6 protein-coding genes are annotated in these 15,202 nt (G+C 59.9%); 5 read left to right on the plus strand and 1 reads right to left on the minus strand.

Translation table 11 applies throughout. The features are described 5' to 3' along the window. The first annotated feature begins 237 nt into the window (after nucleotides 1-237). On the plus strand, nucleotides 238-492 hold the full coding sequence (locus tag IPN69_23690) for a hypothetical protein (protein ID MBK8813713.1): 255 nt from the start codon (nucleotides 238-240) through the stop codon (nucleotides 490-492). On the opposite strand, the gene IPN69_23695 is transcribed toward IPN69_23690, so the two are convergent. Next, nucleotides 446-1,729 carry a PQQ-dependent sugar dehydrogenase gene (locus tag IPN69_23695; protein MBK8813714.1) on the minus strand — a complete coding sequence of 428 codons (1,284 nt, stop codon included), beginning with the start codon at nucleotides 1,727-1,729 and terminating at the stop codon, nucleotides 446-448. The genes IPN69_23690 and IPN69_23695 overlap by 47 nt on opposite strands. A gap of 618 nt (nucleotides 1,730-2,347) precedes the next feature. Between IPN69_23695 and IPN69_23700 the strand changes: the two genes are divergently transcribed. From IPN69_23700 to IPN69_23715, 4 genes are read left to right on the plus strand one after another with little or no spacing between them, the layout of a single operon-like run. Further along, nucleotides 2,348-4,213: a hypothetical protein gene (locus tag IPN69_23700; GenBank protein MBK8813715.1), complete on the plus strand. Its 1,866-nt coding sequence runs from the start codon at nucleotides 2,348-2,350 to the stop codon at nucleotides 4,211-4,213. Next, the gene (locus IPN69_23705; protein MBK8813716.1) at nucleotides 4,210-6,519 is read left to right on the plus strand and encodes a VWA domain-containing protein; all 2,310 of its coding nucleotides are present in this window, start codon (nucleotides 4,210-4,212) and stop codon (nucleotides 6,517-6,519) included. The genes IPN69_23700 and IPN69_23705 overlap by 4 nt, the downstream gene beginning before the upstream one ends. Then, on the plus strand, nucleotides 6,516-13,466 hold the full coding sequence (locus IPN69_23710) for a hypothetical protein (GenBank protein ID MBK8813717.1): 6,951 nt from the start codon (nucleotides 6,516-6,518) through the stop codon (nucleotides 13,464-13,466). The genes IPN69_23705 and IPN69_23710 overlap by 4 nt, the downstream gene beginning before the upstream one ends. Continuing rightward, complete coding sequence (locus IPN69_23715) at nucleotides 13,463-15,118, plus strand: hypothetical protein (GenBank protein MBK8813718.1); 1,656 nt, start codon at nucleotides 13,463-13,465, stop codon at nucleotides 15,116-15,118. Before IPN69_23710 ends, IPN69_23715 begins: the two co-directional genes overlap by 4 nt. Nucleotides 15,119-15,202: the final 84 nt, after the last annotated feature.

Raw genomic sequence — 15,202 nt, forward strand, 5'->3', positions numbered from 1 at the left:
TAAGAAGTCAGTCCGACATTTCAGGATTCCGAATTCCGGGATTCCGAATTCCAGGATTCCAGGATTCCAAGATAAGATTCCAAATTCCAAGATTCCAAGTATTCCAGATTCCAAGATTCCAAATTCAGAATCATTGGAATTCCTGGAATCTCTGGAATCGTTTGAATCATTGGAATACCTGGAATCTCTGGAATCGTTTGAATCATTGGAATTCCTGGAATCTCTGGAATCGTTTGAATCATTGGGGATTCTGACTCTGGAATTCCTGGAATCTCTGGAATTCCTGGAATCTCTGGAATCCCTGGAATCTCTGGAATTCCTGGAATCTCTGGAATTCCTGGAATCTCTGGAATTCCTGGAATCTCTGGAATTCTTGGAATCGAAACCGAAGAAATCCCAAATCCGCAATCCCAAATCCCAAATCCCAAATATCCCGAATCCCAAATCACCGTGGCGCGATCTTCCAGAGTTCTCCGTTTGGATCGTCGGTGACGACGTAAAGCGCGCCGTCCGGGCCTTCGCGCACGTCGCGGAGGCGCTGGCCGCGATCGGTCAGGAGATGCTGCTCGCCGACGACGCGGTTGTCCTTGATGACCAACCGAACCAATCGCTTCGATGCCAATCCGCCGATGAAAACGCTGCCGCGCCATGCCTTGAACACCTTACCGGTGTAGAACTCCATTCCCGACGGCGCGATCACCGGGTCCCAATAGTAAACCGGCGACTCGAATCCCGCACGTTCGGTCACCGAATCCGGAATCGGCTGTCCCGAATACTCTTCGCCGAAGGTCGCGACCGGCCAGCCATAGTTCTTGCCCCTGACGATCAAGTTCAGTTCATCGCCGCCCTGCGCGCCGTGTTCGACCGTCCAGAGATGACCCTCGTCGTCGAACACCGCCGACTGCAGGTTCCGATGCCCGAGTGTCCAGATTTCCGGCAACGCGTCCTTTACCCCGACGAAAGGATTGTCGTTCGGAACCGAACCGTCGGGATTTATCCTAACGATCTTGCCGAGATGGTTGTCGAGTTTCTGAACGCGCGGCCGGTTTACCGCGAGGTCGAACCTGTCGCCAAGCGTCACGTAGAGTTTCCCGTCGAGCCCGAAGACAATCCGCGATCCGAAATGGAGTCCGTTATTGTACGTCGGCATCGCGCGGAAGATCACCGTTACTTTTTCCAGCGTTTTTCCGTCCTTCGAAAGCACTCCGCGGGCGACGCTCGTTCCGCTTCCGCCCTCGCGCGTTTCGGCGAAGCTCCAGAAGATCGTCCGATCCTTTTTGAAATCCGGACTAAGCGCGACGTCGAGCAAGCCGCCCTGGCCGCGCGCCGTGATCGGCGGCAATCCGCCCTGCGAACTGATTTCCGAAACTCCTCCCTGGCCGACCGGCAACACGCCGGTGATCGGCGGGCCGATCTCGCCTTTGGCCGTGACAACGCGAAGTCTTCCGGGGCGCTCGGTCACCAGTAGATCGCCGTTCGGCAACGGCTCTACCGCCCACGGATTGACGAGTCCCTTTGCGATCACCGTCACCTCGAAGGCGACGTTCGATTTCACCTCGCAGACGCGCGTCTGCCCGACGAACGCCGGTTTTTGGTCCGGCGCATTCGGCGGCCGCGTCTCGATCGGCTTGCAGTCCTGCTGCGCCAGCACCGAAAACACCCCGATTGCGATCAACCCTCCGACCAATATTATTTTGCCAATTATCGTCTTACCCCTCATTGTCGCCATCCTTGTTCTATTATTCCGCCGCGCCTTACAAAGGCCATTCCTAATTATTGTAAATTTCGAGATTCTTGGGAAATCCGGCCGCGGCCGCCCGACGCGAAATTCTGAAATATCCCAAATCTCAGCCCCGACGCCGATTCCCCTGATATTCGCGTCTTCAGGTTGAAAACATTGACCAAAAATCAACGAAACTCTGTTGTTTCAAAGCGGTCGGTGATAGATTTAGACTGATGTCAATCCGTATTGCCAAAGATAACGAGGCGCGGCGCCGCTATGCTTCGGCGTTGCGAAGAAGATCGTGTCCCGAACGCACAGGTCGGGGCATCCGAAGGGATCGAATCGACTGAAATTTCAGACCGAAACGTTTGCCTTTCGACCGCGCTTGAGTTCCGGCGGCGCGACAAGCGACTGTCGCTTTGAAGTCGGGAACGATCGTGATGAAAAACACGATTTTGAGCCAGCTGTGCAAATGCGGATCCATCGGATCGTTCAAGGGATGCCGAACCGATTGCGGCGAAAACGTGTTTCGCCTGATCAGGCGGGTAACTGTGGAAATCCACGAAGCCCCGCCGTAGTTTGAATTCGGTCGATCCGCTCGGCAGCGGTCCATAATCGAAACGAATGGCCCTATCGATCAGAAAATCCGCCCTTCTCGTCGCCGTCGCCGCCGTCGTTTGCCTCGGTGTTTACTGGGTTCTGCACACCCGGAAGCTCGTCGGTGATTCCCTGAGTGAAGAATCCGCGCGGACAAAACACAAGAACGAGGTCGCCTTTGAACTGACCGGCCTGACGCCTCACCTGACCGAAGACGTCGCCATCATCCAAACGATCGCCGAAACACGCGCACTCGCCGCGTTCCGCGGTTCGGTCTTCGCGGCGACGAGCGGCGGACTCGCCGAGTTCGGCGACGACGGAACGCTCAGGCGGCGATACTCGGTCCTTGACGGACTGCCCGAAAGCGACCTTGTCGCGCTTGGCGTTTTTCGCGACGTGCTTTTTATCGGGACGCGCTCGAAGGGCGTCGTCACGTTCGACGGCGATTCGTTTGCGCTCTATCGGTTTACCGATCGCAAGGCGCAATCGATCAACGCCTTTCTCGCGACACCCGGTGAATTGCTGATCGGAACGTTCGACGGCGGTCTGATCTCGTTTGACGGCGCGAAGTTCTACGAGGTAACGCCGAACGAGACCCGCATCAAGGGAGTAACGGCGATCAGCGGCGGTGACTCGAGACTTATCGTCGCGACGTTTGCCGACGGAGTCTGGGTTCGGGAAGGCGCGAAGTGGAGCCATTTCACCAACGCCGAAGGGCTTCCGTCGAATCGCGTCGTCGCGGCTTTTGCTCACAAAGGAATTGTTTACGCCGCAACCGATCTTGGAATTGCGGCGCTCAGCGGCGATCGCTTCACGGCAACGACGCAACTGGCAAATGTCACTTCGGCCGTTGTCCGCGGAGACCAGATTCTTTTGTCGACCGAAAACGGCGGAATATACTCGGCCGAACGGAACGCGAACGAGATCGCGAGGCTTCCCGGCGCGACGAGAAACGCGCGCTTTGCCGAAGTCGGCGAATCGATTTTCGCAATATCCGACAACGGCGTCGCGATCCTCGAAGGGATACAGTTCAAGGCGTTTGACGCCGGCGAGACCAACTCGCTTTCAAACAACTTCGTTTCGGCCGTCGCGGTCGATCACAACGACGTGCTTTGGATCGGAACCTTCCGGCAAGGAATCGACGTCTTCAGCGGCGAAGGCCGCAAACTCTCTCACATCGAAACTCCGGACGTGCGCGAGGTCAATTTCATCAACGCAGGATCGACCGTTCGAGCCGCGACGTCGAAAGGACTGATCGAGTTCGACTCCGGATTCCAGCCATCGCAGGCGGTCGGCGACGAGACGCTTGCAAACCGATCGGTGACGCATTTTTCAAGCGATTTCATCGCAACTTCAAAGGGACTCGTGCATCGCGAGAAAGGCAAATTCAAACTTCTCTCGGCCCAGAACGGATTGCCGTCGAACTCAACCTACGCAACGCTCGAATCAGGCTTGAAGACTTATGTCGGGACGCTCGGCGGACTCGCGGAGATCATCGATGGCCGCGTCGCGCGCATCTACAAAGACTCAAACTCGAATCTCGACACGAATTGGGTCACCGCGCTTGCCGAGGTTCGCGGCCGGATCTTCATCGGAACCTACGGCGGCGGACTTTTCGAACTTCTGCCGTCGGGCGAAATCCGATCATTTCGCGCGGAAACCGGCAAGTTCGTCGTCAATCCGAACGCGCTTGCGACGGACGGTCGGAGGTTGTTCGCCGGAACGCTCGACGGTTTGCGCGTTCTCGATCTTGAAACGCAGGAGTGGAGAATTGTCGCCGACGTCCTGCCATCGCAGACGGTTATGAGCGTCTGCGTCTCTGTTGATGGCGTCGTCGTCGGTACCGCAAGCGGCATCGCGCGGATTCGTTCAAAGTTTTTCGAATCGTTATGAAACGTTTTGTTACAAGCCTTTTCCTGATCGCCAGTCTCGCCATCGGCGACTTTGCCCAGTCGGGCGTACTGATCCCGGGCGATGCCGACCGTCCCGATGCGACGATTCTCGCGCTTGCGAAAATGGATGTCGACGTCGCCATCGACAACAACCGCGCGACCGTCCGGATCGTTCAGATCTTCGAAAACAAGACCAAGAACACGCTCGAAGGACAGTATGTTTTTGCGTTGCCCGGCGCGGCGGCGGTTTCGGACTTCGCCGTTTGGGAGAACACCCAGCGGATCCCGGGCGTGATGCTCGAAAAACGCCGCGCGAACGCGCTCTACGAATCGATCAAGAATCAGCAGATCGATCCGGGAATTCTGCAGACGACCGATGATGAAGATGCCGAAAGCGGATTTCGGGCGAAGATCTTTCCGATCGACGCTTTCGGAACGAAACGGCTGGAACTTGAATATACGGAAGACCTCTCGGTCAACGACCTCGTTTCGCGGATCACGATCCCGCTCAAGCCAAACGCCGGCGAAAGCCAGTCGGTCAGGTCTTTCAGTCTCCGCGTCCACGTTGCGAGCGCGCACCCGATCGCCCCGGAATCCGCTGGCGGCGGCGCGTTTCCGCTGACGCTGAACACGGTTTCGGCAAACGAGTTTACCGGCGAGTTTGGGGCTGAAAACTTTGAACTCTCAAACGACTTCGAATTCGGTTACCGGACCGAGGTCGGCGCGGACGAACTGGGCGTCGTCGCGTATCGCGCTCCGGAGCGAATCACGGCCTTCGACCTGCGCGATCCGCGCTCGGCGCAGACGAACGCCAATGGCTACTTCCAGGCGCAGGCGATCTTCGCCAAGCGCCCCCAAACCCCGCGGCCTCCGAAAAGGCTCGTCGTCGCGCTCGACACGTCGCTTTCGATGTACGGCGAGAAGATCCGCCAAGGTGTCGAAGCGCTCGACTTCTTTCTCCATTCGCTTCGCCCGGAAGATCAGTTCAGCTTGATGCTGTTCAATGACGAGACGACGGCTTTCGGCCGAAAGCCGGTCGCAGCGACACCCGATTCGGTCGAATCCGCGCTTAAGTTCGTCAAGGCGGCGACTCTCGGCGGTGGCACGAACCTTGCGAAGGCCGTGCGGTCCGCCCGCGACGAAGCGAATAAGTTTGGCGGGGGAGCAGTCGAGATCGTGATGATCACGGATGCCAATCCGACGCGCGAAACGGCGAAACAAAAGGAGATCGCCGGGATATTCAAAGACTCGCCATTTCGATTTTCCGCCTTCGCGCTCGGCGAGAGTGCGAACACGGAATTGCTCGAAACGCTCGCGGCGAATTCGAGCGGAATGGTCGAATCGGCGCGAGAGACCGAGGATATCGCGGTGAAACTCGCGTCGTTCTTCGCCCGCATCGGCGCTCCTCGCGTGACCGATGTCGCGCTTCAGGAGGACCAGAACCTTTACGACGTGTATGAATCCTCGCCCGGCTCGTTTTTCGGCGCGGACGTCAGGTTCGTCGGCCGTTATCGCCGGCCGCAACCGCAGATCTTCCGGTTGACGACCGGCAACGGAATCGCGCTCGAACGGACGCTGGATCTTCCCGAACTCGACGAATCGCACGGATTTTTGCCGCGGCTCTGGGCGCAGGCCCGGATCAATGCGCTGCTCCGGGTGATAAACGAGAACGGCGAGAGCGAGGAGCTGATCAACGAGATTATCTCGCTCTCGGAAAAATACAAGATCGTGACGCCCTATACGGCCTTCCTCGCCGCGCCGCGCGCGCTTCTTCGGCCGCGCCTGATCCAGCCCGGCGACCCCGTGATCCGCGTTCGGACCGACGAATCGATTACCGGCGTGACCGCCGTTCTGCCATTCGGCGAGACGCTGCGGCTCGAATTCGACACGACCGAAAAGCTCTGGGAAACGCGATTTTTGGCGCCGGAATGGATGACCGACGGCACGTACAAATGCCGGTTGATACTGACCGACCGCAACGGGAACGCCTACGAAGAGTCGAAATCGTTCGTCATCGACAGCCGTGCGCCAAAGGTCAAGATCGACATCGAAAACCGCGCCTATCGTGCCGGCGAAACGGTCGAGGTCCGCGTCCGGTCGGATCGCGATACCGCGCGACTCACGGCGCGTCTTTTCGGTTCCGAACCGGTGCGTCTGTTCTGGTCGAACGAGAAAAAGGCGAATGTCGGACTGCTGAAAATCGGCGAATCGCTCGCGCCGGGACGTTACACGCTGTCGGTCTCGGCCGCGGACTTTGCGCATAACCAGACAACCGAGGATATCTCGATCGAGGTGACAGGATTATGAAGTTCCGTGTTTTGATCGTCATCCTTACCGCGGCCGCGATCTCGGCCTTCTTCGCGGATCGTGTCCGTGTCGGCGCCGTCGAGGTCGATCCGCTGCTTGAGCAGGCGATGTATAAACGTCAGCGGTTCTTCGGCGCCGACGCGATCGTGCCGCTGCCGGCGGCCGAGGCGTTCGCCAATCTTCAGCGTCTTCGGACCGAGATCGGCGACGATCCCAAATATCTCGAAAAGACGGCGGTGATCGCCGAACGCCTCGGCGATCAAACGGTCGCCGAAGATCTTCTGACACGCCTCGCGAACGTCCGACCCGACAAGACATCGCTTCTCGGCGATTTCTATGCGCGGCGCGGTATGTTCGACAAGCAGGCCGAGGTGTGGGCGAAGCGGGTCGAAAGCGGCGATGAGGGCGAACGTCCCGTGGCGCTCGGGAATCTCCTTTCAGTGGCGCGCCGCCACGGCCTCCGCCAGTTCCTCTCGAAAGAGTATCTCGCACGCGTCGCCGCGAACAACGCCGGCAGCTACGCCGTTTTCGAAAAACTGATCGAGAACGAATACGACCCGGAACGCTCGCTTGAGTTGATCCGAGGCGCGCGCGCCGCGTTCGACGACGACGATCACGCGTTGCTCAAGAAAGAGATCGAAACACTCCGTGGCCTCGGCCGCGACGACGAGGCCGAGAAGGTTTACCTGGACTCGTTCGACCCCTTTTGGGACGCGGATCTGTCGCGCGAGTTCTATGACTTTCTCAGCGAACGCGACCGGCTCCGCGCGTATGGCCGCGGCCTCCGCGAACGCTTCAGGAAAGAGCCGTCGAACTTTGACGCGGCCATCCGGTATGCTCATTTCTGCAACTATGATTTCCGCCTCGACAGCGATACCTTTGAGTCGATCTCGAAGCGGCTTGAAGCCGCCAAGACTGCGTGGACGACCGACGAACTCGTGACCGTCACCCGGATGTTGATTCGCGAAAACAACGCCCGCGACGCTTCGCGATTTCTTTACACGCTCGTGCTCCGCGACGATTTCAAGATCGGCTCGGCGAAACGCGGGCAAGTGCTGTATCAGCTCTTTGAGATGTTCGCCGACGCCGGATCGAAACGTATCCCGCTCGCAAGAGGCGATCTCAGATTTTATTCGGACGTGGCGCGCGCCGACACCGACCCCGGAATCCTGACCGGGATTTTGTCGTTGCTTTTCGCCGATACCAAGCCCGGAGATCAACTCGACGGCCTCGAGTCCAAAATCGCGTCCGACTTCAATCGGGCCGCCGCCTACCGCGTCTTTCTCGCATTCAGGCAAGAGAATCCGGCGTCGACGCATCTCGCGCAGATGTATCTCGACCTGATCAGACTCTACGCCGCGAAGGGTGAGGCCGAGGTTGCCGGATCGCTTCTCGCCGAGTTCGCCGCCAACCACGAAAGATCCGAGAACTTCCCGCTCGCGGCCATCAAACTCGCCGATGCGTACGCCGCGAAGAATGATCCGGCGAATGAGCGCGCGACTCTCCAACGCATTCTCGACCACTTCGGAGCGCAAAACAGACCGTTGACGCCTGAGGCCCAGCCGTCGAACCGCAATTCGGGGATCGACATCCCGAAGGACGGAACCGATAAGGGCGAGATCAAGGATTTCTTCGACCGCGATGAGGCGCCGGTGACCTACGCCGAGGCCCTCGACCGAATCATCGCATCGTACTCGCGTGAGCGGAAAACGGCGGAGATCATTGGGCTGTACGCGAACGAGATCGGCAAATACCCGGATGAACAATGGCTCTACGAGCGCCGTCTTACGTGGCTCGAAACGGCCGGACTTACCGACGATCAGCTCGCGACCTACCGCGCGGCGCTGGCAAGATTTCAAACGCGAACGTGGCAGGACAAGTTCGCGCGGTTCCTCATCCGGCAAAAACGGAAGGACGAATTCGCCGATCTTGCGTCCGATCTCGCGGGCCGTCTGAACGAATCGGAGGCGACGACTTTCCTGACGCTCGCGAGCACCTACGATATCGGCCCGAGCCTCGCGCTGAGCCTCTACAAAACGGCGCACGAGAGATTTCCGCGCAATACGGCGATCGTCGAGGGACTGATGCGGATCAACCGGACGCTTAAGAACGAGGAAGAATGGCGACGCCTGGCGGCCGAGAGTTTTTTCGAATCGGCGTCGATCCGAAACCAGTTCCTCGATGATCTCGCGAAGCGCGGCGAACTGCGCGGCGCGCTCGGACGGATTGCATCCGACGGCTCCGAAATCGCCGAGCTTTTCCGCGCCGAGGCGGCCTCGCGCCTGTCGGATTTCGAATCCGCCGCCGTTTCCTACGCGAAACTAGACCGGCTCTACCCTGCGACCCCGGAATTCAATGATCGCCTGATCGAACTCACGCGTTCATTCGGGCAACGCGACAGGTCGACGCTCGGGCAGGCGGCGACGCTCGCTCGCGGTCGTGCGGATCGCTCGTTTGACAACGCCGAATATCGTACGATCGCCGGCGAGATCTTCGCCGAGACCGGCAGATACAAAGAGGCCAATGCCGAATGGCAGCTGATCATCAAAACGGCCTCGGGCGAGGCGAACGCGTATCTCGACACGGCGAGCGTTATGTGGGATTACTACCAATACAATGACGCGCTCAACACGATCGAACAAACGCGCGCCGCTTTCAAGGACAAGACGATGTTTGCTTTCGAGGCCGGCTCGATCCGTGAATCGCTCGGCGACCGGCAGGGTTCCCTGCGCGAGTTCGTCGCCGCGCTCAACGATCCGGACAAAGGCTATCGTTCGCGCGAGCATCTCGCTTATCTCGCCAAAAAGAGCCGTTCCGTTGAAGAATTCGACGCCGCATATCAAGACGTCAGCAAGAAACTCGGCGGTGACCGGCTGGCGATCGCCTACGGCCAGTTCCTCGACGACGCCGGACGCGCCGACGAGGCCGAACGGCTGATCGTTTCCGGCGCGAACCGCACAGACGACGCCGATCTTCTCGCCGATGCGCTCAGTTTCTTCAAGGGCCGCGGCCGGGGCGAAGGCACCCGGGCGATCCTCCGGCGCATTTCCGCGACGACGAAGAGCGCGCGACGGCGAATCGAAAACCGCATCGCCATCGCCGAGAGCCTGTCCGACGAAGAGCGCAAAACGGAAGCGCGCGACGAGGCGATCGCGATCGTCCGCGATAATCCGACGAACTACGGCGCGATCGTTCAAGCGTCCGATTTCCTGCGTCGCGCAGGCTTTGCCGACGAGGCGTCGTCGATCCTTCGCGAAGCGCTCGCGAAAAGCCGCGGGCGCTACAAACCGGCACTCGCCAAGAAGCTCGCCGACACGTTGGCAGCGGGCGGACGACCCGATCTGGCCGCCGCCGAGATCACTCGGCTGCATACCGAGGATCCGGGAAATACGGGCGTTTTTGAAGCTCTCATACAGACCGCGATCCGCGCCAAAGACGTCGAAGGGCTGCGTCGCGCGTTCGACGAAACGTTGAAGGCGCTGCGGGCGAAAACGACGAACAAACCGCTGCTGGACGCTCGCGTCGCGGATCTCCGGACGCGTATGATCGACGCCTTCACACGGCTCGAAGATTTCGATTCGGCGATCGATCAATACATCGAACTGATCAATCGCGAACCGTCCGACGAAGAACTTACCGAAAGCGCGATCAAGTACACGACGCGCCGCGGCGGAGGCGCGCGATTGCTCGCTTATTATGAAAGACTCTCGGCGGAGAGCTTTAAGAACTACCGTTGGAATGTCGTCCTCGCCCGGCTTCGCGCCGCGGCGGGCGATCAAAACGGGGCGATCGCGGAATATGACAAGGCGATCGTCAATCAGCCCGCGATGCACGAATTGCAGCTTGCTGCGGCCGGGATCGAAATAGCCCGGAAGAACTACGGAGCGGCGCTGACGCGCATTGACAAGGCGCTCGAACTGACCAATGACGAACCATCTGTCTTGCGCCGCAAGATCGAGGTTCTGAAACTCGCGGGCCGAACTGCCGAGATCGATGCGGTGCGTGCCAAACTGCCGGCGGAATCCGATCCGTCGAAAGACAAAGACAAGTTTGACGCCGCCCGGCGGGTTGCGCGCGAGGATCGTGAAAAAGCGAGAGAGATCTATCGCAAAGCGTTCGAGGAACTCCGTTTGGATCCGCTTTCGGGCGATCCGAAGGCGGCGGATCTTCGGGCCTATGCCGATGCCGTTCGCGGTGAGGTCTCGCTCGCCGACATCAATCTGCAATTGTGGGATCTGCGGACCAAACTCGCCGCACTCGCCGGCGTCTCGGACACGAACCGCGCGCTCGAGGCGCGCCGCCGGCAATCGATCATCGAAACGGCGTTGGTCGAGACGGTCGGGGCGATCGCGGCAACATCCGCAACCGACGCCGAATTGGCCGCGCTCCACGATGATCTGCGCGCGCGGCCCGATGCCAAATTGACCGGCGAAGAACGGGCGAAAGCCATTTCGATCGTTCGCGATATGAGCCGCCGCTGCGGTTTCGGCGACATCGAAGAGGCGCTGCTGATCGCCGAGGCCGAGGCCGACCCAAAATCGAATCTTTCGAAACTTCTCGATTTCTATCAGAAGCGTGGCGCGTACCAGAAGGCATCGGACGCGGCCGCAAGGTTTGGGGCCGACGCCAAGACGCGCGCCGCATCGGCGAGACTGGTCGGCGACCGCGCAAAGGAACTCGCCGCGCTCCGCGAAATCTATGAGCAGCCCGCCGAGAACGCCGAGCTTTTCGATCGCTATTTTGAATTGTTGCTGAAAACCGATTCCGCGGCGCTCGGCTCGCTCGCTTCTTCCGAGTCAAAGCATCCGTTCGCGCTCATCAACTTCTTCGTTCGCCGCGGAATGGCCGACGAGGCACATCGCGCGGTCGATGCGGCGAAGTTCGACAACGGCTGGAAGATCGCCCGTCACGCGCAGATCGTCTATGCGCTGAGTGAAAAAGGAGATCGCGCGTCCGGGTACTTCGATGCCGCGCTGAGATTCGCCCCAATCGGCCGAATGATCGCGTTGAAGACCGATGCCGACGAACTTCCGACCGGCGAGGACTGGTTCCGGATCGCCTCCGATTTCGGCCGCTGGCGTTTCTCGCAGGGCGATCAAAAGGCGCGGACATTCCTGTCCGCGATGACCGAGGGACTTCCCTCAAGTTCCGCCGAACAGCAGCGGCTCGGAGTGTTTTTTATGAAGAAAAACGACTTCGCCGCCGCTCTCGAAAGGTTCAGGCTCGCGATCGAGATCGACAACTCGGCGGTCGCCGACGCCGAACTTGTTGCGGCCGTCGGCGCGGCGCAGTGGAAACTCGGCAACCGCACCGAAGCGCTCGCGAAATGGAACGAGATCGTCGCTCGCAAGAATCTTGGAGACGATGCGAAACTGATCGGAACGCTTTCCGGATTCGGGCTCGCCGACGAGGCGCGCAAACTGCTCGCGCCGGTCGTCGCCGCCCAAGCCGAATCCTCGGACGAGTTTCGCTCATTGATCGAATCGCTCGCCGATTCGTTCGATGACGAAGACGCGCTCGCCCGATATTTCCTCGACATTTGCGGTTCGTCTCGACGCGCTGGCGACATCGCCGAGGTGATCGCCGATCGCGTCAAAGGCGCGCGGCGCGAACCGTTCCTCGCGATCATCATCCGCTCCGAGCGCGATCCGCGCATTTACGATTTCGATTACGAAGAGATCTACCGGCGAGCGTTCCGCGACCGATCCGCGGCCGAGGCGGTCTTCGACCACGAGAACGGATTCAAGGTCGATGATCCCGATTCGCAAAAGTTCGTCACGACGCGCGACCTGCTCGATTCGATGGTCGGGCGCGGCGGGTTCAAAGACGCCGAGCCGCTCCTGTCCGAGGCGGAAACGTGGATCGACGGAAAATATCCGCGGCCCGTCTGGATGCGCGCGATGCGGCTCCGGATCGACGCCCGGAACGGTGTCGACGTCCTCGCCGCGGCCGAACGATTCGTCGGGATCGACGTGCCGGACGCCGTGATCGATATCCAACCGCCCGATCTTGAACGATTCAATCTCGTAAAAGATCTCGAACCGCGGCTCGCCGAATCGTTCTATGCGCGGCGTCTCGCGCTCGGCATTTACGACGCCGCGAATTTCGTCGGCCTCGCGACGGCGATGAAGGACCGCGACGGCGCGAAGCGGGTGATCGAGCTGATGGCGGAGATTGCCGGCGATGGGCCCGAGCAAGCCGCGCGCGAGATCGCCGGGCTTGAGGCCGTGAAGTCGCGACTTCCCGATCCGACCCGATATTCCAACGCGTCCGAATTCCCGACCGATCACGCGGTGCGCCTGCGCATAGCCGCCGAAACCGGCGACAACCTCGGCGATGCCCGGGCGGCTGCCGTTTTTCGAAAACTCCTCGCCGAGAGTCCGGATGCGAGCCCGGCCGACCGCGTCGCGTACGCAAAGTCGATCGTCAAGAGCGACAAAGCGACCGCGATGCGACTGCTGATCGGGGTCGTCGACAGCTTCGAGACGACCCGTTCGATTCGATGGCAAGCTCGTTCCGAACTTGAGCGGGCCGGCTTCGGCGAACAGCTTCCGGACATTTCGTACGACGCATTCTCGCAGTTCTATCAAGGCGTTTTCGCAAGCGGGACGCGGAAAGACCGATTCATCAATTCGCTTCTTGCCGATCCGAACGCCGTCGCCGACGCCCGGCCGGAACTCGTTAAGGCCTATGGCCGCGAATCGATGCCGTTCGCAGCGCTTGAGCTCGCAAAGTCGCTCGCCGGAGCAAAATCGGACGAGTTGCTCGACGTGCTCTCGGCGGCGGCCGAATCGATCGGCGATTTCGATCGGGCGCTGGAATTCGAACGCGCACGCAAGGACGGCGGCCGCGCCGACCGCATCGCGGCGCTTGAAAAGTCACGCGCGGCCCGGCCGGGACCTGCGACCGATCTCGTGATCGACTCTGACAGGACAACAAAACAATGAAGATCAGGATCTCGATTTTGCTGCTTTCAATTGCGCTCATCGCGCTCGCGGCCGCCGGTGCGCGGCGGCCGAACGGTTTCGAACCCGCATCGGACGTCCCGCGTGCCGCACTGGTTTATGTTCAGGTCGAGAATCTGCCCGAATTCATCAAGTTTGTCGGTAATTCGGATCAGTTCCAAAAATTTTCAGGCAGCACAACGTTCTCCGATTTCTCAAAGAGTCATCTCGGAATCAAACTCAAAGCGCGGATCAAAGAGTTCAGCGACGCGGCGGGTTTCGGGTTCGACGTCGGAACGCTCTCGACGTTCGCCGACAAACGCGCGGCATTCGCGCTGTACGATATCGGAAAACTCGACTTTGTTTTTGTCGCGCCGATGTCGGACAGCGTGTTCGAAGCGACGGCCTTCGCCGTCAACCGCGGCAAGTTCACCGAGGAGAAACTCCCTGACGGCACCAAGCTATTTCGCGCCAAAGTTATGGCCGATTCCGGCCGCCGGTCACAGCAATTGATCTTCACGCACGCGCGGGGCCGGCTCGTCGTCGCAACCAGCGACAAACTGATCGAACAGACGCTTGCGAACGTCGCCGGCAAGCGCGGCGCGACGGCGCTTGCCGACGAGCCTTCGTTCAGGGAACTCGCGTCGGAGATGAAGCCGCGCCTTGCATCCGTTTGGGTCGATCAGGCGGCGCTAAACTCCGACTACTATTTCAAGCATTACTGGCTGATGTCCGATCGGAATGAACTCGGCGATATCCGTGCAGGGTTGTTCGATCTCGGGATCGACGAGCGATCGGTGTCCGAGCGTCGCGTCCTTCTGACCGATGGATCGGAGAAATCGAAGAACATCGATTCAAGATCGATCAGGGCGGCTTTGCGTTTCGTGCCGGCCGACGCGCCGTTTTACACCATCGAATCGGCGGACGCCGCGGTGGTCGACCGGGTGATCGCGAAGACTCTTTTCGATCGCGATCCGCCCCGGTCAGGCGATTCGGCGCCGACAAAATCCGGCGGGGCGATCTATGGTGACAAGTACGAAATGGCGGTCGATGAGGAAGACGTAGAGACCGCCGCGAAAATCGAGACGGTGACCGAAACTACGCCGTCGGCGATCGTCGGCAAGGCGCGTTCCGTGTTGAGCTTTTCGCGGCCGCGGATGCTTGAATCTCCGCTCTTTTTTGAGACGGACCGTGCCGCGATCGTCACGCTTTCCGAGACGAACCGATTCGACCGGACGGCTTTCGAGAAATTCGTCGCCAACCGCTTCGGGCGCGAAAGATCGGTCACGACCGGCGCCTTCGAATGGCGCTCCGAAAACGGATGGCGCGTCCTCGACCTGCCGTTCCTCGGCGCCGGTCCGCGTTACCGTATCGAGGGCCCGAATCTGATCGTGACGAACGGATTCGAACTCGCGGGCAGTTCCGAGACCGCCATCGGGGACGGCGATTTCTCCGAGCTTACGGTCATCAATCTCGGCCTGCGAAACGTCGCCTTCGACGAGGTTTTCGCCAGGTTCAAGCGCGGCGCCGACGTCAGCTTTTTCACATCGACCGTCGGCGGCCTTCTCGACGCGGCCGCGCCGGCAAAACGGATCGAGATCCGCAAGCGTTGGTCGGGAAAGCTGATCGAGGAAACGCTCGTCGCCGAGCGGTAATGATAGAAAGCGAAATCCGGATTTTTTCATTTGCCCGTTCGTGGATTCAATCCGAATTACGGAAAAGGAAATCTGCCCGCGAAA

Source organism: Acidobacteriota bacterium (assembly GCA_016715115.1).
In the GTDB taxonomy this organism is placed as follows: Bacteria; Acidobacteriota; Blastocatellia; order Pyrinomonadales; family Pyrinomonadaceae; genus JAFDVJ01.

What these genes read in the sequence shown, in the direction of transcription:
- IPN69_23700 (MBK8813715.1), top strand. Translation starts at nt 2,348, where the DNA reads ATGGCCCTATCGATCAGAAAATCCGCCCTTCTCGTCGCCGTCGCCGCC.
- IPN69_23715 (MBK8813718.1), top strand. Translation starts at nt 13,463, where the DNA reads ATGAAGATCAGGATCTCGATTTTGCTGCTTTCAATTGCGCTCATCGCG.
- IPN69_23710 (MBK8813717.1), top strand. Translation starts at nt 6,516, where the DNA reads ATGAAGTTCCGTGTTTTGATCGTCATCCTTACCGCGGCCGCGATCTCG.
- IPN69_23695 (MBK8813714.1), bottom strand. Translation starts at nt 1,729, where the DNA reads ATGGCGACAATGAGGGGTAAGACGATAATTGGCAAAATAATATTGGTC.
- IPN69_23705 (MBK8813716.1), top strand. Translation starts at nt 4,210, where the DNA reads ATGAAACGTTTTGTTACAAGCCTTTTCCTGATCGCCAGTCTCGCCATC.